Raw genomic sequence first — 21,206 nt, forward strand, 5'->3', positions numbered from 1 at the left:
GTGATACCGGGTACGATTCCGACTTCTTATTTGGTCCCGACAGCGGATACTGAAGCGACGGGTGTGGTTTCGTTGAGTGCCAGGGCCGCTATGCTGAATAATGTGGATAGCGCGCCTTTAAGCAATGGCGGCGACGTTGATCTTTATGATGCATTCTACCAACGACTTTTGGCGCTTCCTGAGTCAGCCTCTTCTGAAACGCTTAAAGATAGCATTTATCAAGAGATGAATGCCTTCAAAGATCCTAAAAGTGGTGATTCGGCTTTTGTTTCTTTTGAGCAGCAAACAGCCATGCTACAAAACATGTTAGCAAAAGTTGAACCGGGCACCCATTTATATGAGGCTTTAAACGGGGTATTAGTTGGTACAATGAATGCACAGTCACAAATGACCTCCTGGATGCAGGAGATTATTTTATCGGGCGGGGAAAACAAAGAGGCAATTGACTGGTGAACCCCCCATTGCTGGCGATTTGTGATAAGGTATGGTGTATATATCAGCAAATAATGCAGAAAATGCACCATGTCAGTGTGTCTATCTTATTGATGTATATGGATTATTAAGGTATCTGCCAGGCGTTTTATTCTGAAATGATTATATTAATATTGTAAGCTTCCATTACAAAATTGTGCATAAAGTTTGTAAGAGTATCTTTTTATGACGAAATGAACGCGCGTTGGAATGTAATTATTGGCTATAATAATAAAAAAATCGGATTTAAATCATCTCTGTGAGTTTTAATTATTTGTTTATAAGAATATAACGATTTTGAGTTCCTTATAGCACACAGGATAAAATATGGTATTGCCTTCAATGAATAAATCAGTTGAGGCCATTAGCAATAATCACCTTCAACAGCCGAACAAATTTCCATTAATAAATGGATTAGCTGACGTAAGAGACTATTATGTCGCAAACTGCTTATTGTTTAAACTTAATAAAGGTAGTTTGCGAATTGAAAACGAATTTGGGGAGTTCATCGAACAATCTGCGCCGTGTTTATTTTTATTGGAAAAAGATCAAACAATCACGCTTAGTATGAGCGAAATAGAAGGGCATATTGATTTTTCTTCACTGGAAGTTTCCTATGACTTAATGCAAAAATTCTACAAAGTTTTTTACAGTACAAGAAACTATAATGATCGAGAGCTATCATTAAAAACGAAACCAAAGTATTTTTTTCATGCGGACTTGTTGCCAGGGATGAGTGATACTTTTGACTCTATTTTGCATGGTGTGGCATGTCCACGGGTTTGTAGTAATGTGAGTATTGATGATCATGATTATTCATATTTCTCATTGATGTATCTTATATCGGCATTTGTACGTAAGCCCGGTGGGTTTGATTTCCTTGAGCGAGCAATAAAAATTACGACAAAAGAGAAAGTTTATAACATTATTATCAGCGATCTCACCCGCAAATGGTCACAGGCTGAGGTGGCAGGAAAGCTGTTTATGAGCGTATCAAGTCTGAAGCGAAAACTGGCCGCTGAAGAGGTGAGTTTTAGCAAAATATACCTGGATGCTCGTATGAATCAGGCTATAAAATTATTGCGTATGGGGGCTGGGAATATTTCACAAGTCGCGACGATGTGTGGCTATGATACGCCTTCTTATTTTATCGCTATTTTTAAACGGCATTTTAAGATTACACCGCTTAGCTTTATGCGTACAATGAACCATTGATTTGTGAAATTATTTTAAACGTTACTATCTGTTTGCGTTACAGATACCAAATATTTTTTAATCGTAGTGTATATTTCAGTATCGCTACACCAGTGATATGTAGTTAATGAAAGGGAATCGAAAGCGTTCATTGTCAGACATACATGGCCACCAGGCGCCGGGCAATCGTTGTACTCTAAGAGATTACAGTAAAGTAAAACAGCAAATTTAATCATTATCAGATTTGTAAAAGGAATTCATTTCGGTAACGACATTGCGCATGTAATAACGTATCTGGTCTTATTACCTTTGTAGTAAGAAGGCGTTATCTACTTGCGCAGTAGTCGCCCAGGAAGAAAAATCATTACCGAAGCTGTGGTCAGTTTTCAAAAAAGGATAAATAAATGAGAAATGTAATTATATACGGTATTAACTGGACTAATTGTTATGCCCTTCAGTCTATTTTTAAGCAAAAATATCCGGAAAAGTGCGTTAAAACGTGTAACTCATTAACCGCACTTTTGCATTCTCTATCCGATATGCCGGACGCCGGGCTGATTTTAGCTTTGAACCCGCATGAGCATGTTTATCTTTTTCATGCGTTGCAGGCGCGGTTGCAGAACCGTAAAGTTTTGGTAGTGGCAGATCGCTTGTATTATATCGATCGCTGTGTGCTGCAATATTTTGGCGTTATGGATTATGTTTTAAAAGATGAACTATCCTGCGCTATCCGCTCGGATCGAGAGAAGCTTCGTCTTCCGGAAGCCTGGCTGCGTTTCTGCCACAGGCCACAAAAGAAAACCGTGGTTGCTACGTATGCTTTTAATGCCGGCGAGACGCCGGAAGAGGTATTGTTTAATATCAATCAATACGCCTGGTGGAATCTACCTCCCGGCGTCACTCAGGCGAAATATGCGCTGCTGATATTATTATCCTCCGGACATCCGGCAATTGAACTGGCGAAAAAATTTGGTCTGGGAACAAAAACCGTCAGTATTTATCGTAAGAAGGTTATGTATCGTTTGGGGATGGACTCTTCGCCGCTATCTCTGTTCCGGGGACTGAAACTAGACGCGCATTTACAGCGCACAGCTTTTGCACATAACCCTGCTGTACCTGACGATAATTGCGCGTTACCGATTGCAGTAGGAATGAATTAAACTATTTTTTATGTGACAATCATGCTCTTGTATTACGTGTAGTTATAGATTTATTTTTTGCTGGGATATTACAGATCTTGTGAGTAATAATCACATTGTGCTGGGTTAGCCAAACTCTGAAAAAATTTCGAAACAGGAAAAATATGGGGAGTAAAGCAGCTCATCTTTACGCTTGTCGCAAAGAAATTTAAAGATAGCTGCTTACCATACTGACCAACAATAGATATAGGGTGGCTTTCTACTACAACTGCCGTATTTATTTTCTGAACGCAGCTTTTAACCTTGCGCCTCTGGTACGATTTCATTACGCCTGTCGCGCCATGTTGCGTAAATAAATACCGCAATAAACACGATGGCAAATAATACCACGATGGTCGGCGCTGGCGCGCTATCAAGATAAAAAGACAGATAGACGCCCGCAAAAGCGGTAATAACTGACAGACTCACCGCTAATCCCAGCGCGCGCGCAAAGCGTCGCGTCAGCAAAATGGCAATTGCGCCGGGGGCGATAAGCAATGAAATCGACAGAATAATGCCCACCGATTTCAGCGTGGCGACGATAGTCAGCGCAATCATACATAGCAGGCCATAATGCAGTAGCGTCGTATTCAGCCCGCTGGCTTTCGCCTGGTGCGGGTCAAAAGCGTGTAGCAGGAGATCTTTCCATTTCAGCCCTATGATTAACGCAATACCCAGTGCAATAACCGACGTTTGTACGATATCCCCCAGCGATACGCCCAGCATATCCCCAAACAGGATGTGATCCAGATGCACTTCCGATTGAATAGAAACATAGAGCACCAGACCTGCGCCAAACATCCCGGAAAAGACGATGCCCATCACCGTATCACGTTTGATGCGGCTGTTATCGTCCAGATAGCCGGTCGCGATAGCGCAAAATAATCCGGCAATGAAAGCGCCAATCGCCAGGGGGATCCCCACAATATATGCCAGCACGACCCCGGGGAATACCGCATGACTCATTGCGTCGCCCATTAACGCCCAGCCTTTTAACACTAAAAACACGGACAGCAAGGCGCAGGGAATCGCCACAATGACCGAAACCATAAGGGCGTTCACCATAAAATCAAACTGAAAGGGTTCCAGTAACGTTGTTAAGAACATGTCGGCTCCTTCTGCAGGCGGGCGCGTCGACGGTTGGCTAACAGACCGTGTTTCGGGGCGAAAATAAAGGCTGTGATGAACAGTAAGGTTTGCATGACGACAATAATTCCACCCGTGGCGCCATCCAGCCAGTAGCTAAGCCATGCGCCCAGAAAACTGGTCAGGCTGCCAATCACGACGGCAATCATGAGCAGACGTGGAAAACGGTCGGTGAGTAACCAGGCCGTCGCGCCCGGCGTGACGACGAGACAGATCACCAGGAACGCCCCAACGGTTTGCAGGGCCGCCACGGTGGAGACGGACAACAGAGTGAAAAACAACAGCTTTAGTCGACCCGGATTAAGCCCGATAGAACGCGCATGGGTCTCATCGAAAAAGACGACCATCAGATCTTTCCACTTTAACAGCAGAATCGTCAGCGAGACCGCGCCGATAATCGCCAGTTGCGCAATATCCGCTGGCGCGATAGCCAGCACGTTGCCGAGAATAATCGTCTGGATATTCACCGACATCGGATTGAGCGACACCATAAAAAGGCCGACGCCAAAAAAAGAGGAGAAGATAAGCCCGATAATCGCGTCTTCTTTCAGGCGTGAGCGTTGGTTAAGAAAGAGCATACTGCCTGCCGCCAGTCCGCCGGAAAGAAACGCGCCGAGCGAGAAGGGCAGCCCTAACATCCAGGCGCCAGCGACGCCAGGCACAATAGAGTGAGATAGCGCATCGCCAATGAGCGACCAGCCTTTGAGCATCAAATAGCAGGAGAGAAACGCGCACAGACCGCCCACCATCGCGGAGACCCACATCGCGTTGAGCATATACTGGTAGCCAAACGGCTCAACAAGCCAGTTCATGACGATTTTCCTCCGCTGGCCACGCGCCGGGAAATAAAGGGGCGCTCGTCATCGGTGATGATGTGCTCTTCACCTCCGCTTAGCGCGATATGACGTAGAACGCCGCTAAACGCCTGTTCCAGATTCGCGGCGGTAAACGTGGTTTCGGTAGGGCCGCTGGCCAGTACGGTTCCTTTAATCATTACCGTATAGTCGCAAAACTCGGTGACGGAGCCGAGATTATGCGTTGAGACCAGCATCGTGCGGCCTTCATCGCGCAGTTCCCGTAGTAGATCGATGATTCGCGCTTCGGTTTTTACATCCACGCCGGTAAAAGGTTCATCCAGCAGGATTACTTGTCCATCCTGAGCGATGGCCCTGGCAAGAAACACACGTTTTTTCTGCCCGCCGGACAGCTCGCCAATCTGCCTGTGACGATATTCCTGCATATCCACCCGCGCCAGCGCGGCGTCAACACAGGCGTGATCATGCGCAGTGGGACGGCGTAGCCAGCCCATATGGCCGTAGCGTCCCATCATCACCACATCTTCTACCAGCACCGGAAATGACCAGTCCACTTCTTCCGATTGCGGAACATAAGCAATGAGGTTTTTTTTCAGCGCCTTGTTGACTGACTGTTGCAGGATAGTGATATCGCCCTGCGCAAGATGCACAAAGCCCATTAACGCTTTAAATAACGTAGACTTACCGGAACCATTTACGCCTACCAGCGCGGCGATTGAACCGCCAGGCACCTGAAAAGTGGCGTCCCGTAGGGCGGTATGACCGTTGCGATACGTCACCGTGACTTGATCAACGGTAATCGCAGATTGACTCATTGTTGACTCCTCAGTCCGTCGTTAATGCCGTTGACGATGGTTTCGGTCGTGACGCGCAGCAGATCCAGATAGGTTGGCACAGGGCCGTCAGCGGCGCTCAGAGAATCGACATACAGTACGCCGCCATAATGCGCGCCGGATTCACGCGCGACCTGGCGGGCGGGTTTATCGGAAACCGTACTCTCGCTAAAGATGGCGGGAATATGGTGCTTTTTAATGGTATCAATCACTTTACGCACCTGTTTTGGCGTACCCTGTTGATCGGCGTTAATTGGCCAGAGATAAAGCTCTTTCATGTCGTTATCGCGCGCCAGGTAAGAGAAGGCGCCTTCACTGGTGACCAGCCAGCGCTGATCGGCAGGAATTTTTTCCAGCTCGGCACGCAACGGATCGGCCATCTGGCGAATTTTCGCTTTATAGCGTTCGGCATTTTGCTTATAGATCTGCGCATTATCCGGATCGTACTTCACCAGGGCATCGCGAATGTTATCGACATAAATCAGCGCGTTTTCTGCCGACATCCAGGCGTGCGGGTTCGGTTTACCGTTATACGGGCCTTCGGTAATGCCCATCGGTTTGACGCCGGTGGAGACGACGACTTCCGGTACGCCGGAAAGGTGCTGATAAAAGCGGGCGAACCATCGCTCCAGGTTCAGACCATTCGCGAGGATAAGCTGCGCCCCCTGCGCTCGTTTAATATCGCCGGGCGTTGGCTGATACTCATGGATTTCAGCGCCGGGCTTGGTAATTGAGCTGACTTCCGCTGCGTCGCCCGCCACGTTTTTCGCCATGTCGGCAATAACGGTAAACGTGGTGATGACTTTAAATTTCTCTTTTGCATAGGCTGGCGATAGCGCGAGTATCGCGACAATACCGGCAATCAGGAGTGTTTTCAGACGATGTAGATTCGTCATAGTATCCCTCGCAACAATGTGGTTAATTAATCATCGAATATAGCCTTTGCTATGTTATATAGCACAAGGTATGAATAAATGAAAATAATTCTTATTTGCGTAATGGCGACGATATGCAGTGATAGTGCTAAAGAGGGATAAGGTGTAAAATAAATGCATCTTAATGTTCGGAGAGAGCACGATGCCTGGTAAACGTATCGCTCGTGAAAAACTGACGATCAAAAAAATGATCGCGCTGTATGAAAGCCAGTGCCCACAGGCGTCAGCGGTGCAGGGGCATTACGACGCGCTGTTCGCCTATGCGCAAAAACGTCTTGATAAATGCGTATTTGGCGAGGAAAAACCCGCCTGTAAGCAGTGCCCGGTGCACTGCTATCAGCCGGCTAAACGCGAGGAGATGAAGCAGATTATGCGTTGGGCAGGTCCGCGAATGCTTTGGCGACACCCTGTCCTGACCGTGCGGCACCTTATCGACGATAAGCGCCCCGTTCCGGAATTGCCGGAAAAATATCAGCGCAAGAAGTGAAGGGGAAGCGCCAGGCCTACGGCGCGCATCATCTCCAGGCCGGATCAGATCCGGCAACCCGTTACGCTAACGCGTCTTTATCAATACCCAATCGCTTCATACGCGACAGCAGGGTGGTTCGTTTAAGCCCCAGACGCTGCGCCGCGCCTTTTGGTCCAGCCACTACGCCATTGGTCTCTTTCAGCACGCGTATAATAAGCTGATATTCATCTTCGCCTTCTTTGGCGCTTTCAGTTGCAACAGGCGAGGTATCGGGCGTTACGGCGGTAATATCCGGCAGCGACAGTTGTAGCACATTGCCGCGCGTCAGCAGCACGGCGCGCTCGACGACATTCTCCAGCTCGCGAACGTTCCCCGGCCATTCCATGCTGCTGAGCGTGCGCAGTGTTTCGGCGGGAATGCTGTCGATATTACGCCCCATTCGGCGGGCGATTTTGAAGGTGAACGCTTTGACCAGTAGTGGTATATCTTCCGGACGTTCGCGTAACGGAGGAAGCTGGATCGGAAATACATTCAGCCGATAGTAGAGATCGTTACGGAATTCGCGATCGGCGACCATTTTTTTCAGATCGCGGTTAGTCGCGGCGATCAGCCGCACGTCGGTCTGGATCAGTTTATTGCTGCCAAGACGTTCAAACTCTTGCTCCTGAAGGACGCGCAGCAGCTTAGGCTGTAGCTCCAGCGGCATGTCGCCCACTTCATCCAGAAACAGCGAGCTTTTATCCGCCAGCTCGAAACGGCCAATCCGCTGCGCGCTGGCGCCGGTAAACGCGCCGCGCTCATGACCAAACAGATCGCTTTCCAGCAGCCCCGCCGGCATCGCGGCGCAGTTCATCTTTACCATCCTGCGTCCGCTACGTCCGCTCAGGTTGTGAATGGCGCGGGCAATCAACTCTTTACCGGTTCCCGTTTCGCCCAGAATCAGCACGGTACTGTCGCTCTGCGCCACCATCTCAACCTGCTTTAGCACGTTGTACATCGCTTCGCTGCGCCCGATGATCTCGCCAAACTCGCTGTCGACGTTATTAAGCTGCTCCGTGAGCGCCAGGTTTTCGTCGACCAGGCGTTCCTTCAGGCGGTGGATTTCCTGATAGGCCAGCGCATTATCCACGGCAATGGCTACCCGTTCGGCAATCTGACGCAGCAGCTTGAGGTTGGCGGTGGTAAACACTTTTTCTTCGCACTGCGCCAGTTTGAGCACGCCAAGCATCGTCTTGCCGGACATCAACGGCAGCAGGCAAAGCGTCTGGATCTGATTGCCCCAGGTATCGAACAGCATGCGTTCGTAGGGGGCAAGCGGATCGCGTTCGTTGAGGTTGATAAGCAGCATCTCTTTACTTTTAAAGACGCGCTCCGTGAGCGTGCCGGCTTCGTCGACTTCGCTCTGTTCGTGCGCCGGATGATGCTCATCAAGGTAGTGGGTGGAGTAGATATTCAGCTTATTTTTGCGATGGCTGCGCAACACGATGCTGATCGCGTCGATATTGAAATAGTGGTGGATCTCTTTTGCGACTTCGCTTACCAGCTCATCAATATCCAGACGCGACAGGACGGCGTTGGTAATCGCAACCAGAATACGGAAGTTATCGCGTTCGCGGCACAACAGATCATAATCGACGTTATTGTTTACCCGGTTTTGAATTTGCTCGGCGACCACGCCGACAATTTGGGTAAACGTATGCAGGCGGTCATATTCCTTTTCACTCCAGGGGCGATCTTCCTGACGGATGAATTCGCAGCCGCCGAAAATACGGCCCTCCGCGGCTAAAGGAAGCAGACAGTAATGACCAAATTCAGGGTAGAGGCCGCTCGCGGCAAGCTGCGGCCAGGTTTCGGTAAACTCATGGAAATTACAGTGCAATGCATCGGGGCGAGAAAGGATGCGACGTACCGGGCCGTGCGCCAGTACGGTTTCATCTTCATATTCAACAGGACGGCCATTTTCTCGCGTCGCATAATATTGTGCGCGTTGCGACTGCGCCTGCCATAGCACAATGCCGGCGCTGTCGGCGAGCGCTGAACGCTTTACCAGTTGCGAAAGCGCTTCACTGAGCGACGCCAAATCGGGCTGCTGCAATAAGGTACGAGTGATATCGAACAAGCCTTGCTGTCCAAGATCGCTCATGGGTGTATACGACATGTTGCTTTTCCAGGAAAATACCGCAAAACGGTGCGAAAACGGTAAATGAATTATAGGTATAAGTCGTAAGTTATTGCCGGATGGCTGACCGCAAACTCGCTGGTCACACACTCCGTAGGCCTGATAAGCAAAGCGCCATCAGGCGTTAATGCAGCGTTAATGCCGGATGTCGACGCAAATGCGTCTTATCCGGCCTACAGTATGCTGCCAACAGGCTGCTAGCATATACGAGGTAATGGTTCGGCGTGTGGCAAATCAAGGGTTCGCTTCACGCCATAGAGTCCGGCTAAGCGAACGCCTTTGCGTTCCACGACTTCGCCAATCAGCGCTGCATCACGTCCCAGCGGATGCGCGCGTAATGCCGCCAACGCCCGATCTGCGGCCTGCCGTTCAACGGCAATCACCAGTTTTCCTTCGTTGGCAAAGTTCAGGGCATCCAGCCCCAACAGCTCGCAGACGCCGCGCACGGCAGGTTTGAGCGGCAGTGCGGATTCGGACAATTCAATACCGTAACCGCAGGACGCCGCAAACTCATGGGCGACCGCATTCACGCCGCCGCGCGTGGCGTCACGCAATGCCTTCACTCCGTCAATATGACGCAGCGTCTGAATAAGCGGCGTTAATACTGCGCAGTCGCTCGCCAGCTCGCCATCCAGTCCCAGTTGCTCACGCAGGTTGAGGATAGTGGCGCCGTGATCGCCAAGCGTACCGCTGACTAACAGCACATCGCCAACGTTCAGCGTTTGCGCGCCCCAGTGAATATCGGCGGGAATCGCCCCCATGCCGGCAGTGTTGATAAACAATTTATCCGCCGCGCCGCGCTGCACAACTTTGGTGTCGCCGGTTACAATGGCGATACCCGCTTCCCGCGCGGTCGCCGCCATGCTATTGACCACGCTTTTTAACGTCTCCATCGGCAGTCCTTCTTCAAGGATAAAGCCGCAGGAGAGATAGCGGGGGATCGCGCCGCTCACCGCTACGTCGTTCGCCGTACCACAAATCGCCAGTTTGCCGATATTGCCGCCGGGGAAAAAGAGCGGATCGATCACATAGCTATCGGTAGAAAACGCCAGACGGTCGCCCTCCGCCGTCAGCTGCGCCAGCTCCAGACGCGCCTGATCTTCTTGTTCCGCCAGCCACGGGTTGGCAAAGGCCTCCATAAACAGGCTATTAATCAACTGTTGCATAGCCTGGCCGCCGCTACCGTGGGCGAGTTGTATATTGTTCAAACTTCACACTCCTGCTGACGATACTGATACCAGGCGGCGCATGCGCCTTCGGAAGAGACCATCAGCGCGCCAAACGCGGTCTCTGGATTACATGTTTTACCAAATAGCGGGCACTGATGCGGCTTGCATCTGCCGGTCAGCACTTCGCCGCAGCGGGCGCGCGGATCGTCATAGACCTGCTGCGGCGCTGGGCGGAAATGCGCTTCGGCGTCAAAGCGCTGATACTCTGGCGTCAGGTGGACGCCGGAGGATTCAATCACGCCCAGACCGCGCCACTCGCTATCGCCATTAACGCAGAACACATCGGCGATGGCCTGCTGCGCCAGCATGTTTCCGGCATCCGGCACCACGCGACGGTATTGGTTTTCAACCTGGCTTAGGGCCGCTATTTTCTGCTCAACCAGCATGACCACGCCTTGCAGTAGATCAAGCGGTTCGAATCCAGCCACCACCAGCGGGCGATTAAAATCGGCGGCGATAAACTGGTACGCCTCGGTGCCGATGACCATGCTGACGTGGCCTGGCGCAAGAAAAGCGTCAATGCCGTTGTCCGGCTGCTCCAGTAAGCTACGCAGCGTCGGGATCAGCGTAATGTGCTGGCAGAAAAAGTAGAAGTTTCGCACGTCACGCTGTTTTGCCTGCTGCAGCGTGATGGCGGTGGTCGGCATGGTGGTTTCAAAGCCCAGCCCGAAAAATACCACTTTGCGGGTCGGGTTATCCTGCGCCAGCTTCAGCGCGTCCATCGGAGAGTAAACAATACGGACATCCGCGCCGCGCGCTTTAGCCTGCAACAGAGACCCCTGTTTCCCCGGCACGCGCATGGCATCGCCAAAGGTGCAGAAAATCACCTCCGGATGGCTGGCAATTTCCACGCAACTGTCGATGCGTCCCATCGGCAGCACGCAGACCGGACAACCGGGGCCGTGAATAAACTCCACGTTTTCGGGCAGTAACTGATCGAGACCAAATTTAAAAATCGCGTGGGTATGACCCCCGCAGACTTCCATAATGCGCAACGGACGTTCGGCAGTGTAAGGAAGAAGGGCGGCGCGTTCACGCAGGTGTTCAATGAGCTGCATTACCTGTTCCGGCGCACGGTACTCGTCAACAAAACGCATTATCTCTCCTCACCATACAGCAGTGCGCCGACGTCCGGCTCAACATCAAACATATTTTGTAGCGCGTCGAGCGTGTCGCGCGCTTCCGCTTCGTTAATGACGCTCATGGCGAATCCGACATGAACCAGCACCCACTGACCCAGACGCGGCTGACCGTTTTCATCACAACTGCCAACTAATGTGAGATCGACGTCGCGCTGAATGCCGCAGACGTCAACTTTTGCCTGATTGCCGTCAATGGCGCGGATTTGACCCGGCACGCCTATGCACATCGCTGCGCCTCCAGCCAGGCCAGCCACTGATCCGTGCCTTCGCCGCTGGTGGCGGAAATCAGGATAATTTCAATCTCCGGGTTCACTTCACGCGCGCTGGCGATGCACTTCTCAACGTCAAAATTGAGGTAGGGCAGCAGATCGACTTTATTGAGCAGCATGAGCGACGCAGCGGCAAACATATGGGGATACTTCAGCGGCTTATCTTCACCTTCGGTCACGGAAAGCACTGCGACTTTATGCTTTTCGCCCAGATCGAAGCTGGCCGGGCAGACGAGATTACCGACGTTTTCGATAAACAGAATACCGTGGTCATCCAGCGGCAGGCGCGGCGCGGCGTCGGCGATCATTTGCGCGTCAAGATGGCAGCCTTTACCGGTGTTGACCTGAATGGCGGGCGTGCCGGTAGCGCGGATGCGGGCGGCGTCGTTCACTGTCTGCTGGTCGCCTTCAATCACCGCGCACGGTACACGGTCTTTCAATTTCATCAGCGTTTCGGTCAGCAGGGTGGTTTTACCGGACCCGGGGCTGGACACCAGGTTGAGCACTAGTTGCTGGCGGGCGGCGAAACGGGCGCGGTTGCGCTCAGCCAGACGATTATTTTTGTCCAGCACGTCGATTTCAACCTCCAGCATCCGCCGCTGACTCATACCAGGCGCGTGGGTTCCGGCTTCGCCGTGGCCGTAATGCAGATCGCCTTCTGCGGTCTGACTTGGGGCAAAGTCAGGCGTTTTAATGCCGGTAATATTCAGCGCCGGGCGAGCCGCTGGGGCAAAGGGCGCGCTACGAAACGCTGAGTGCGGATTATGTTCATCGCCTTCTATATAAAGGTTGCCTTCAGCGCAACCGCAAGTCGTACACATCGCTTACTCCTGATCTTTTTCTTGTTACAGGCTTTCTGCCGGATGGCGACGCGAGCGTCTATCCGGCATTAATCTTCAGTTTCATCAATCTCTATGCGCCGAATTTGTAAGCCGTCATCGGCCACAATTCGCAGCGTATCGCTATGACATTGCGGACAACGACGTACACGGTGGGTTAACAACGTGACATATTGTTGACAATGCTCACACCAGCATTCGGCCTCCTGTTCTTCGAGGTGCAGTTTACAACCTTCTGCTATCGTGCCGCGGCATACCAGATCAAAACAAAAGGAAAGAGCGCTGGTTTCCACGCAAGAAAATGCGCCAATTTTGATCCAGACGGCTGTCACACGTTTTGCACCGTATGCTGAAGCCTGTTGTTCAATCAATTCCAGTGCCCGTTGGCAGAGGGTGATTTCGTGCATATCGCCTCCCGTAGTGGTTGCCCCTGTAAAGCAATATTTATGCCAATATTTTTATCCCCTGGCAGGTTAATGTCGACGATGACGAAATGACATGTCGTCACCGCGTCGAAACGGCAGTAACTGTGCTCGTCTTCCATTAAAAACAATAAGTTAAAAATTGGCATGGAAAATGCTTAACGCAGGCATCTCTGTTAAACGGGTAACCTGACATGACTATTTGGGAAATAAGCGAAAAGGCCGATTACATCGCGCAACGGCATCGTCGCCTACAGGACCAGTGGCATATTTACTGCAACTCGCTGGTTCAGGGGATCACCCTCTCGAAAGCGCGCCTGCATCACGCAATGAGCTGCGCGCCGGAAAGGGATCTTTGCTTTGTCCTGTTTGAGCACTTTCGTATTTACGTCGCGTTGGCGGATGGTTTTAACAGCCACACCATTGAGTACTACGTTGAAACCAAAGATGGCGAAGATAAGCAATTGATTGCACAGGCGCAGCTCGATATCGACGGCAAGGTTGATGAACGGGTTAACAACCGCGATCGCGAGCAGGTGCTGGAGCACTATCTGGAAAAAATCGCCAGCGTTTACGACAGCCTCTATACCGCTGTAGAAACCAACTCGCCGGTTAATTTGCGTCAATTGGTAAAGGGAAACAGCCCGGCGGTATAAGCCTGAGGCGTTGCCCGCTTTGATTCGCGATGTGGCGTTGCGCCATGTCATGAATGTTTTGGGGATGGGCGTGTCGATAAGTGTCGAAAATGACATTTCAACGGCATGTTTTCGTCAAAAATGACAATCACCTGAGGAATGCCTGGTGAATCGTTTTGTAATTGCTGACTCCACTCTCTGTATCGGCTGCCACACCTGTGAGGCCGCCTGTTCAGAGACGCATCGCCAGCATGGCCTGCAGTCAATGCCGCGCCTGAAAGTGATGCTGAATGAAAAAGAATCTGCGCCGCAGCTTTGTCACCACTGTGAAGATGCGCCATGCGCCACGGTATGCCCGGTTAACGCGATTAATCGCGTTGACGGCGCTGTCCAGCTTAATGAAAGCCTGTGCGTGAGCTGCAAACTGTGCGGTATTGCCTGTCCGTTTGGCGCTATTGAGTTTTCCGGCAGCCGTCCGCTGCATATTCCGGCGAACGCCAATACGCCGAAAGCGCCGCCCGCGCCGCCAGCGCCTGCGCGCGTCAGTACGTTGCTCGACTGGGTGCCGGGCGTACGCGCTATTGCGGTGAAATGCGACCTGTGCAGCTTTGACGAGCAAGGCCCGGCCTGTGTGCGGATGTGCCCGACTAAAGCGCTACACCTGGTGGATAACACGGATATCGCCCGCGCCAGCAAACGTAAACGTGAGCTGACGTTTAATACCGATTTTGGCGATCTCACCTTGTTTCAGCAGGCTCAGAGTGGGGATGCATAATGAGTTCACTTTCACTGATTACTAGCGGCGTCGCGTGGTTTGCCGCCGCCGCCGTTCTGGCGTTTCTGTTTTCGTTTCATAAAGCGCTGAGCGGCTGGATTGCCGGTATCGGCGGCGCGGTCGGCAGCCTGTGTACGGCTGGCGCGGGGTTCACCGCACTGACCAGCGCCGTTACGGTGAGCGGCGTGATGCCGTTTACCGGCCACATGCTGCAAATAACGCCGCTGAATGCTATCTGGCTGATTACGCTGGGGCTGTGCGGTCTGTTCGTCAGCCTGTTCAATATCGACTGGCATCGCCATCCACAGGTAAAAGCCAACGGACTGTTGATCAACCTGCTGATGGCGGCAGCCGTCTGCGCCGTGGTCGCCAGTAATCTGGGGACGATGGTGGTGATGGCGGAAATCATGGCGCTCTGCGCCGTGTTCCTCACCGGCGGTAGCAAAGAGGGCAAACTGTGGTTTGCGCTGGGCCGTCTCGGTACGCTGCTGCTGGCAATCGCCTGCTGGCTGGTGTGGCAGCGCTACGGCACGCTGGATCTGGGGCTGCTGGATCAACGCGCTCAGCAACTGCCGCTGGGCTCCGATATCTGGCTGCTCGGCGTTATCGGTTTTGGTCTGCTGGCCGGGATTATCCCGCTACACGGTTGGGTGCCGCAGGCGCACGCCAACGCCAGCGCTCCCGCCGCCGCGCTGTTCTCGACCGTAGTGATGAAAATCGGACTGCTGGGCATTCTCACGCTATCTCTGCTTGGCGGCAATGCGCCGCTGTGGTGGGGCGTGGCGCTGTTGGTGCTTGGGATGATCACCGCCTTTGTCGGCGGTCTGTACGCGCTGATGGAGCATAACATTCAGCGTCTGCTGGCCTATCACACGCTGGAAAATATCGGCATCATTTTGCTCGGTCTGGGCGCAGGCGTTACCGGGATTGCTCTCAATCAGCCGGTACTGATCGCGCTGGGTCTGACCGGCGGGCTCTATCACCTGCTGAACCATAGCCTGTTTAAAAGCGTGCTGTTTCTGGGCGCGGGCAGCATCTGGTTCCGTACCGGTCATCGCGATATCGAAAAACTGGGCGGTATTGGTAAACGGATGCCGGTTATTTCTATCGCCATGCTGGTCGGTCTGATGGCGATGGCCGCGCTGCCGCCGCTGAACGGCTTTGCCGGCGAGTGGGTGATTTATCAGTCCTTCTTCAAACTGGGCAACAGCGGCGCGTTTGTTGGTCGTCTGTTAGGACCGCTGCTGGCGGTTGGCCTGGCGATTACCGGCGCGCTGGCGGTGATGTGTATGGCGAAAGTTTACGGCGTGACGTTCCTTGGCGCGCCGCGCACGAAGGAAGCTGAAAACGCCAGCTGCGCGCCGATCCTGATGGGCGTCAGCGTGGTGGCATTGGCGATTTGCTGCGTACTGGGCGGGGTTGCCGCGCCGTGGCTGCTGCCGATGATTTCCACTGCGGTACCGTTGCCGCTGGAAACCGCGCACACCACCGTATCGCAGCCGATGATCACGCTGCTGTTGGTCGCCTGTCCGCTACTGCCGTTCATCATTATGGCGATGTTCAAAGGCAACCGTCTGCCGTCGCGTTCTCGCGGCGCGGCCTGGGTGTGCGGCTACGACCATGAGCAGTCGATGGTGATTACCGCGCACGGTTTCGCCATGCCGGTGAAAGAGGCCTTTGCCCCGGTACTTAAACTGCGTAAATGGCTGAACCCGGTATCGCTGGTGCCGGGCTGGCAGAACGCGGCGGCCGCGGTGCTATTCCGTCGTCTGGCGCTGATTGAGCTGGCGGTGCTGGTGGTGATTGTGGTTTCACGAGGAGCCTGAAAATGAGTGTGTTTTATCCGTTAATTCAGGCGCTGGTGCTATTTGCCGTTGCGCCATTGCTGTCCGGTATTACTCGCGTGGCACGCGCCCGTCTACACAATCGCCGTGGGCCGGGCGTGTTGCAGGAGTACCGCGACATTATCAAACTGCTCGGTCGTCAGAGTATTGCGCCTGCGGATTCCGGCTGGGTTTTTCGCCTGACGCCGTTTGTGATGGTCGGCGTGATGCTGACTATCGCCACCGCGCTGCCGGTCGTCACCGTTGGATCTCCGTTGCCGCAACTGGGTGATTTAATCACCCTGATTTATCTGTTCGCGATTGCGCGCTTCTTCTTCTCTATTGCAGGCCTGGATACCGGCAGTCCGTTCACCGCGATCGGCGCCAGCCGTGAAGCGATGCTCGGCGTGCTGGTGGAGCCGATTCTGCTGCTGGGTCTGTGGGTCGCCGCGCAGGTGGCGGGTTCAACTCATATCAGCAATATCGCCGATACCATTTATCACTGGCCTGTCGCGCGCAGTATTCCGCTGATTCTGGCGCTGTGCGCCTGCGCCTTCGCCACTTTTATCGAAATGGGCAAGCTGCCGTTCGACCTGGCGGAAGCGGAGCAGGAGTTGCAGGAAGGGCCGTTGACCGAATACAGCGGTAGCGGCTTTGCGGTGCTGAAATGGGGCATCAGCCTTAAGCAACTGGTGGTGCTGCAAATGTTCGTCGGCGTGTTTCTGCCGTGGGGACAGATGGAAACCTTCAGCGCAGGCGGACTGTTGCTGGCGCTGGTGATTGCCGTCGTCAAGCTGATTGTCGGCGTACTAGTGATCGCCCTGTTTGAAAACAGCATGGCGCGACTGCGTTTTTGCGCCACTTCACGCGTGACCTGGGCCGGTTTTGGGTTTGCGTTTTTAGCCTTCGTCTCCTTGCTGGCGGCGTGATTTAAGAGAGTTTGAGCATGTCTGAAGAAAAATTAGGTCAACAATACCTTGCGGCGCTGCACCAGGCGTTTCCGGGCGTCGTGCTGGACGAAGCCTGGCAGACCAAAGATCAGCTGACTATTACGGTAAAAGTGAACTATCTGCCGGAAGTGGTGGAGTTTCTTTACTACCAGCAGGGTGGGTGGTTGTCGGTGCTGTTCGGTAATGACGAACGCCAGTTGTGCGGCCACTATGCCGTTTATTACGTGCTGTCGATGGAGCAGGGCACGAAGTGCTGGATTACCGTCCGCGTTGAAGTGGATGCCAATAAGCTGGAATTCCCATCCGTTACGCCGCGCGTGCCGGCTGCCGTGTGGGGTGAGCGCGAAGTACGCGACATGTACGGTTTAATTCCGGTCGGTCTGCCGGACGAGCGCCGTCTGGTGCTGCCGGACGACTGGCCGGATGAACTCTATCCGCTGCGTAAAGACAGCATGGATTATCGTCAGCGCCCGGCGCCGACCACCGATGCGGAAACCTACGAGTTCATTAACGAGCTGGGTGACAAGAAAAATAACGTGGTGCCGATTGGCCCGCTGCATGTCACCTCCGATGAACCGGGCCACTTCCGTCTGTTCGTCGATGGCGAAAACATTATCGACGCCGACTACCGCCTGTTCTACGTCCACCGTGGTATGGAAAAACTGGCGGAAACCCGCATGGGTTATAACGAAGTCACCTTCCTGTCGGATCGCGTGTGTGGTATCTGCGGCTTCGCGCACAGCACTGCCTACACCACTTCCGTGGAAAACGCGATGGGCATTCAGGTGCCGGAGCGTGCGCAGATGATCCGCGCCATTCTGCTGGAAGTGGAGCGTCTGCACTCGCACCTGCTGAACCTAGGCCTCGCCTGCCACTTTACCGGTTTTGACTCCGGCTTTATGCAGTTCTTCCGCGTGCGTGAAACCTCCATGAAAATGGCAGAGATCCTTACCGGCGCGCGCAAAACTTACGGACTGAACCTGATCGGCGGGATTCGCCGCGATCTGCTCAAAGAGGACATGATCCAGACCCGTCAACTGGCGCAGCAGATGCGTCGTGACGTGCAGGAGCTGGTGGACATGCTGCTGAGCACGCCGAATATGGAACAGCGTACCGTGGGTATCGGCCGTCTGGACCCGGAAATTGCCCGTGACTTCAGTAATGTCGGCCCGATGGTGCGCGCCAGCGGTCACGCCCGCGACACCCGCGCCGACCACCCGTTTGTCGGTTACGGTCTGCTGCCGATGGAAGTACATAGCGAGCAGGGCTGCGATGTGATTTCTCGTCTGAAAGTCCGTATCAACGAAGTTTACACCTCGCTGAATATGATCGATTTCGGTCTGGATAATCTGCCGGGCGGCCCGCTGATGGTGGAAGGCTTTACCTATATTCCGCACCGTTTTGCGCTCGGCTTTGCCGAAGCGCCGCGTGGCGATGATATCCACTGGAGCATGACCGGCGACAACCAAAAGCTTTACCGCTGGCGCTGTCGTGCGGCGACCTACGCCAACTGGCCGACGCTGCGCTATATGCTGCGCGGCAACACCGTCTCCGATGCGCCGCTGATTATCGGCAGCCTCGACCCTTGCTACTCCTGTACCGACCGGATGACCGTGGTCGATGTACGTAAGAAGAAGAGCAAAGTCGTGCCGTACAAAGAACTTGAGCGCTACAGCATTGAGCGTAAAAACTCGCCGCTGAAATAAGGAATCGCCATGTTTACCTTTATCAAAAAAGTTATCAAAACCGGCACGGCGACCTCGTCTTATCCGCTGGAGCCGATTGCGGTTGATAAAAACTTCCGCGGCAAGCCGGAACATAATCCGCAGCAGTGCATCGGCTGCGCCGCCTGCGTTAATGCCTGCCCGTCGAACGCGCTGACGGTGGAAACCGATCTCGCGACCAATGAGCTGGCGTGGCAGTTCAATCTTGGCCGCTGCATCTTCTGCGGTCGCTGCGAAGAGGTGTGCCCGACGGCGGCGATTAAACTGTCGCAAGAGTACGAACTGGCGGTGTGGAAGAAAGAAGATTTCCTGCAACAGTCCCGCTTCGCGCTGTGCAACTGCCGCGTGTGCAATCGTCCTTTCGCGGTACAGAAAGAGATCGACTACGCCATTGCGCTGCTTGCGCACAACGGCGACAGCCGCGCGGAAAACCACCGCGAAATCTTTGAGACCTGCCCGGACTGTAAGCGTCAGAAATGCCTGGTGCCGTCCGACCGTATTGAACTGACTCGCCATATGAAAGAGGTCAGCTAATGAGCAATTTATTAGGCCCGCGTGACGCCAACGGCATTCCGGTACCGATGACGGTGGATGAATCCATCGCCAGCATGAAGGCGTCTTTACTGAAAAATATTAAGCGTTCGGCATACGTTTACCGCGTGGACTGCGGCGGCTGTAACGGCTGTGAAATCGAAATCTTTGCGACGCTTTCGCCGTTGTTTGATGCCGAGCGTTTCGGCATCAAAGTAGTACCGTCGCCGCGTCATGCCGATATTCTGCTGTTTACCGGCGCGGTGACCCGCGCCATGCGCTCTCCGGCGCTGCGCGCCTGGCAGTCGGCACCGGACCCGAAAATTTGTATCTCTTACGGCGCCTGCGGCAACAGCGGCGGCATCTTCCATGATCTGTACTGCGTCTGGGGCGGTACCGACAAAATCGTCCCGGTGGATGTGTATATTCCAGGCTGCCCGCCAACGCCTGCGGCGACGCTGTATGGCTTTGCGATGGCGCTTGGCCTGCTGGAGCAGAAAATCCACGCCCGTGCGCCGGGTGAGCTGGACGATCAGCCCGCAGAGATCCTGCATCCGGATATGGTGCAGCCGCTGCGCGTGAAGGTGGATCGCGCGGCGCGCCGGCTGGCGGGTTATCGCTATGGTCGTCAGATCGCCGATGATTACCTGACACAGTTGGGGCAGGGCGAGCAGCAAGTGGCGCGTTGGCTGGAAGCGGAAAACGATCCGCGTTTAACCGAAATTGTCACCCATCTCAATCATGTTGTTGAAGAGGCGCGTATCCGATGAGCGAACAGGTGGTGTTCAGTCAACTGAGCCGTAAGTTTATTGATGAGAACGATGAGACGCCTGCCGAGGCGCAGCAGGTTGTCTATTACAGCCTGGCGATTGGTCACCACCTGGGGGTCATCGATTGTCTGGAGGCCGCGCTCACCTGCCCATGGGATGAGTATCTGGCGTGGATCGCCACCCTGGAAGCCGGTAGCGATGCCCGGCGTAAAATGGAAGGCGTGCCGAAGTATGGCGAGATCGTCATCGATTTCAACCATGTGCAGATGCTGGCGCGCGCGTTTGATGAGGCGCGCGCCGCGCAGACCCCGCAGCAGCAAGAATGGAGCAAACTGATGCTCAGTATGCTGCATGACATTCATCAGGAAAGCGCCATCTACCTGATGGTGAGGAGGCTTCGTGACTGACGTTTTACTCTGTGTCGGCAACAGCATGATGGGCGACGACGGCGCAGGCCCGCTACTGGCGGAAATGTGCGCGGCGCAGCCGAAGGGTAATTGGGTGGTGATTGATGGCGGCAGCGCGCCGGAAAACGACATTGTGGCGATTCGCGAACTGCGCCCGCAGCGTCTGTTGATTGTCGACGCCACCGACATGGGGCTTAATCCGGGCGAGATCCGCATTATCGATCCGGATGATATCGCCGAAATGTTTATGATGACCACCCACAATATGCCGCTCAACTACCTTATCGATCAGCTGAAAGAGGATGTCGGCGAGGTGATTTTTGTTGGTATCCAGCCGGATATCGTCGGGTTTTATTATCCGATGACTCAACCGATTAAGGACGCGGTAAACATCGTCTATCAGCGCCTGGAAGGCTGGCAGGGAAACGGCGGATTTGCCGCGCTGGAAGCGCCGGAGACGTAAAATGCGC

At 53.6% G+C, this 21,206-nt stretch carries 23 protein-coding genes; 13 read left to right on the forward strand and 10 right to left on the reverse strand.

Going from position 1 to position 21,206, the window contains the following annotated elements:
- The 3 genes from ACLJPE_RS11760 (at position 1) to sprB (ending at position 2,825) form a co-directional block, all read left to right on the forward strand.
- The gene (locus ACLJPE_RS11760) at positions 1-453 is read left to right on the forward strand and encodes a type III secretion system effector protein OrgC (protein WP_000612177.1); all 453 of its coding nucleotides are present in this window, start codon (positions 1-3) and stop codon (positions 451-453) included.
- 345 nt (positions 454-798) lie between these two features.
- Entirely contained in the window at positions 799-1,686 is an 888-nt protein-coding gene (gene hilC, locus ACLJPE_RS11765) for an invasion transcriptional regulator HilC (RefSeq protein WP_000243998.1), read from the forward strand.
- 383 nt (positions 1,687-2,069) lie between these two features.
- On the forward strand, positions 2,070-2,825 hold the full coding sequence (sprB, locus tag ACLJPE_RS11770) for a transcriptional regulator SprB (RefSeq protein ID WP_031602001.1): 756 nt from the start codon (positions 2,070-2,072) through the stop codon (positions 2,823-2,825).
- Positions 2,826-3,101: 276 nt separating this feature from the next.
- On the opposite strand, the gene sitD is transcribed toward sprB, so the two are convergent.
- From sitD to sitA, 4 genes are read right to left on the reverse strand one after another with little or no spacing between them, the layout of a single operon-like run.
- Positions 3,102-3,950: an iron/manganese ABC transporter permease subunit SitD gene (sitD, locus tag ACLJPE_RS11775; protein WP_000480209.1), complete on the reverse strand. Its 849-nt coding sequence runs from the start codon at positions 3,948-3,950 to the stop codon at positions 3,102-3,104.
- Positions 3,941-4,801, reverse strand: a complete 861-nt coding sequence (gene sitC / locus ACLJPE_RS11780) for an iron/manganese ABC transporter permease subunit SitC (RefSeq protein WP_001104336.1) — start codon at positions 4,799-4,801, stop codon at positions 3,941-3,943. Before sitC ends, sitD begins: the two co-directional genes overlap by 10 nt.
- Complete coding sequence (sitB, locus tag ACLJPE_RS11785; protein ID WP_000083153.1) at positions 4,798-5,619, reverse strand: iron/manganese ABC transporter ATP-binding protein SitB; 822 nt, start codon at positions 5,617-5,619, stop codon at positions 4,798-4,800. Before sitB ends, sitC begins: the two co-directional genes overlap by 4 nt.
- Positions 5,616-6,533: an iron/manganese ABC transporter substrate-binding protein SitA gene (sitA, locus tag ACLJPE_RS11790; RefSeq protein ID WP_000182930.1), complete on the reverse strand. Its 918-nt coding sequence runs from the start codon at positions 6,531-6,533 to the stop codon at positions 5,616-5,618. The genes sitB and sitA overlap by 4 nt, the downstream gene beginning before the upstream one ends.
- Before the next feature lie 181 nt (positions 6,534-6,714).
- Here sitA and ACLJPE_RS11795 point away from each other — a divergent pair, with 181 nt between their 5' ends.
- On the forward strand, positions 6,715-7,059 hold the full coding sequence (locus ACLJPE_RS11795; RefSeq protein ID WP_001117938.1) for a nitrous oxide-stimulated promoter family protein: 345 nt from the start codon (positions 6,715-6,717) through the stop codon (positions 7,057-7,059).
- A 61-nt stretch (positions 7,060-7,120) separates the two neighbouring features.
- Here the strand turns inward: ACLJPE_RS11795 and flhA are convergent, their stop codons facing one another.
- From flhA to hypA, 6 genes are all read right to left on the reverse strand, one after another.
- Entirely contained in the window at positions 7,121-9,199 is a 2,079-nt protein-coding gene (flhA, locus tag ACLJPE_RS11800) for a formate hydrogenlyase transcriptional activator FlhA (RefSeq protein ID WP_000122692.1), read from the reverse strand.
- A 218-nt stretch (positions 9,200-9,417) separates the two neighbouring features.
- Positions 9,418-10,428 carry a hydrogenase expression/formation protein HypE gene (gene hypE / locus ACLJPE_RS11805; RefSeq protein WP_001059957.1) on the reverse strand — a complete coding sequence of 337 codons (1,011 nt, stop codon included), beginning with the start codon at positions 10,426-10,428 and terminating at the stop codon, positions 9,418-9,420.
- On the reverse strand, positions 10,425-11,546 hold the full coding sequence (hypD, locus tag ACLJPE_RS11810) for a hydrogenase formation protein HypD (protein ID WP_001212962.1): 1,122 nt from the start codon (positions 11,544-11,546) through the stop codon (positions 10,425-10,427). Before hypD ends, hypE begins: the two co-directional genes overlap by 4 nt.
- Positions 11,546-11,818, reverse strand: a complete 273-nt coding sequence (gene hypC, locus ACLJPE_RS11815; RefSeq protein WP_000334871.1) for a hydrogenase 3 maturation protein HypC — start codon at positions 11,816-11,818, stop codon at positions 11,546-11,548. The genes hypD and hypC overlap by 1 nt, the downstream gene beginning before the upstream one ends.
- Entirely contained in the window at positions 11,809-12,681 is an 873-nt protein-coding gene (hypB, locus tag ACLJPE_RS11820) for a hydrogenase nickel incorporation protein HypB (RefSeq protein WP_000337638.1), read from the reverse strand. The genes hypC and hypB overlap by 10 nt, the downstream gene beginning before the upstream one ends.
- A 68-nt stretch (positions 12,682-12,749) precedes the next feature.
- Positions 12,750-13,106 carry a hydrogenase maturation nickel metallochaperone HypA gene (gene hypA, locus ACLJPE_RS11825; protein WP_000544461.1) on the reverse strand — a complete coding sequence of 119 codons (357 nt, stop codon included), beginning with the start codon at positions 13,104-13,106 and terminating at the stop codon, positions 12,750-12,752.
- Positions 13,107-13,315: 209 nt separating this feature from the next.
- Between hypA and hycA the strand changes: the two genes are divergently transcribed.
- From hycA to hycI, 9 genes are all read left to right on the forward strand, one after another.
- Positions 13,316-13,777 carry a formate hydrogenlyase regulator HycA gene (gene hycA, locus ACLJPE_RS11830; protein ID WP_000158075.1) on the forward strand — a complete coding sequence of 154 codons (462 nt, stop codon included), beginning with the start codon at positions 13,316-13,318 and terminating at the stop codon, positions 13,775-13,777.
- A 145-nt stretch (positions 13,778-13,922) separates the two neighbouring features.
- A complete protein-coding gene (hycB, locus tag ACLJPE_RS11835) occupies positions 13,923-14,531 on the forward strand; it encodes a formate hydrogenlyase subunit HycB (protein ID WP_001079163.1) in 609 nt (202 codons plus the stop codon).
- Positions 14,531-16,357: a formate hydrogenlyase subunit 3 gene (gene hycC / locus ACLJPE_RS11840; RefSeq protein ID WP_000097041.1), complete on the forward strand. Its 1,827-nt coding sequence runs from the start codon at positions 14,531-14,533 to the stop codon at positions 16,355-16,357. The genes hycB and hycC overlap by 1 nt, the downstream gene beginning before the upstream one ends.
- A gap of 2 nt (positions 16,358-16,359) precedes the next feature.
- Positions 16,360-17,283, forward strand: coding sequence for a respiratory chain complex I subunit 1 family protein (locus tag ACLJPE_RS11845; protein ID WP_000110563.1), 924 nt, complete (start codon positions 16,360-16,362; stop codon positions 17,281-17,283).
- A gap of 17 nt (positions 17,284-17,300) precedes the next feature.
- Positions 17,301-19,010: a formate hydrogenlyase subunit HycE gene (hycE, locus tag ACLJPE_RS11850; protein WP_001288155.1), complete on the forward strand. Its 1,710-nt coding sequence runs from the start codon at positions 17,301-17,303 to the stop codon at positions 19,008-19,010.
- A gap of 9 nt (positions 19,011-19,019) precedes the next feature.
- Positions 19,020-19,562, forward strand: a complete 543-nt coding sequence (gene hycF, locus ACLJPE_RS11855; protein ID WP_039512743.1) for a formate hydrogenlyase subunit HycF — start codon at positions 19,020-19,022, stop codon at positions 19,560-19,562.
- Positions 19,562-20,329, forward strand: a complete 768-nt coding sequence (hycG, locus tag ACLJPE_RS11860; RefSeq protein ID WP_000067419.1) for a formate hydrogenlyase subunit HycG — start codon at positions 19,562-19,564, stop codon at positions 20,327-20,329. Before hycF ends, hycG begins: the two co-directional genes overlap by 1 nt.
- A complete protein-coding gene (locus ACLJPE_RS11865) occupies positions 20,326-20,736 on the forward strand; it encodes a formate hydrogenlyase maturation HycH family protein (RefSeq protein WP_001527961.1) in 411 nt (136 codons plus the stop codon). Before hycG ends, ACLJPE_RS11865 begins: the two co-directional genes overlap by 4 nt.
- Positions 20,729-21,199 (forward strand): hydrogenase maturation peptidase HycI, encoded by a 471-nt coding sequence (gene hycI / locus ACLJPE_RS11870; protein WP_001645808.1) that lies wholly within the window; start codon positions 20,729-20,731, stop codon positions 21,197-21,199. The genes ACLJPE_RS11865 and hycI overlap by 8 nt, the downstream gene beginning before the upstream one ends.
- Positions 21,200-21,206: the final 7 nt, after the last annotated feature.

Origin of the sequence: Salmonella sp. SAL04196, assembly GCF_046550835.1 — a bacterium.
Classification (GTDB): domain Bacteria; phylum Pseudomonadota; class Gammaproteobacteria; order Enterobacterales; family Enterobacteriaceae; genus Salmonella; species Salmonella enterica.

Bases quoted from the DNA above. Each gene is read 5' to 3' on its own strand.
- hypA (WP_000544461.1), bottom strand. From the start codon at position 13,106: ATGCACGAAATCACCCTCTGCCAACGGGCACTGGAATTGATTGAACAA.
- sitD (WP_000480209.1), bottom strand. From the start codon at position 3,950: ATGTTCTTAACAACGTTACTGGAACCCTTTCAGTTTGATTTTATGGTG.
- hycC (WP_000097041.1), top strand. From the start codon at position 14,531: ATGAGTTCACTTTCACTGATTACTAGCGGCGTCGCGTGGTTTGCCGCC.
- flhA (WP_000122692.1), bottom strand. From the start codon at position 9,199: ATGTCGTATACACCCATGAGCGATCTTGGACAGCAAGGCTTGTTCGAT.
- sitA (WP_000182930.1), bottom strand. From the start codon at position 6,533: ATGACGAATCTACATCGTCTGAAAACACTCCTGATTGCCGGTATTGTC.
- hycF (WP_039512743.1), top strand. From the start codon at position 19,020: ATGTTTACCTTTATCAAAAAAGTTATCAAAACCGGCACGGCGACCTCG.
- ACLJPE_RS11865 (WP_001527961.1), top strand. From the start codon at position 20,326: ATGAGCGAACAGGTGGTGTTCAGTCAACTGAGCCGTAAGTTTATTGAT.
- hycG (WP_000067419.1), top strand. From the start codon at position 19,562: ATGAGCAATTTATTAGGCCCGCGTGACGCCAACGGCATTCCGGTACCG.
- sitC (WP_001104336.1), bottom strand. From the start codon at position 4,801: ATGAACTGGCTTGTTGAGCCGTTTGGCTACCAGTATATGCTCAACGCG.
- ACLJPE_RS11845 (WP_000110563.1), top strand. From the start codon at position 16,360: ATGAGTGTGTTTTATCCGTTAATTCAGGCGCTGGTGCTATTTGCCGTT.
- hilC (WP_000243998.1), top strand. From the start codon at position 799: ATGGTATTGCCTTCAATGAATAAATCAGTTGAGGCCATTAGCAATAAT.
- sprB (WP_031602001.1), top strand. From the start codon at position 2,070: ATGAGAAATGTAATTATATACGGTATTAACTGGACTAATTGTTATGCC.
- hycA (WP_000158075.1), top strand. From the start codon at position 13,316: ATGACTATTTGGGAAATAAGCGAAAAGGCCGATTACATCGCGCAACGG.
- sitB (WP_000083153.1), bottom strand. From the start codon at position 5,619: ATGAGTCAATCTGCGATTACCGTTGATCAAGTCACGGTGACGTATCGC.
- hypC (WP_000334871.1), bottom strand. From the start codon at position 11,818: ATGTGCATAGGCGTGCCGGGTCAAATCCGCGCCATTGACGGCAATCAG.
- ACLJPE_RS11795 (WP_001117938.1), top strand. From the start codon at position 6,715: ATGCCTGGTAAACGTATCGCTCGTGAAAAACTGACGATCAAAAAAATG.
- hypD (WP_001212962.1), bottom strand. From the start codon at position 11,546: ATGCGTTTTGTTGACGAGTACCGTGCGCCGGAACAGGTAATGCAGCTC.
- hycE (WP_001288155.1), top strand. From the start codon at position 17,301: ATGTCTGAAGAAAAATTAGGTCAACAATACCTTGCGGCGCTGCACCAG.
- hypB (WP_000337638.1), bottom strand. From the start codon at position 12,681: ATGTGTACGACTTGCGGTTGCGCTGAAGGCAACCTTTATATAGAAGGC.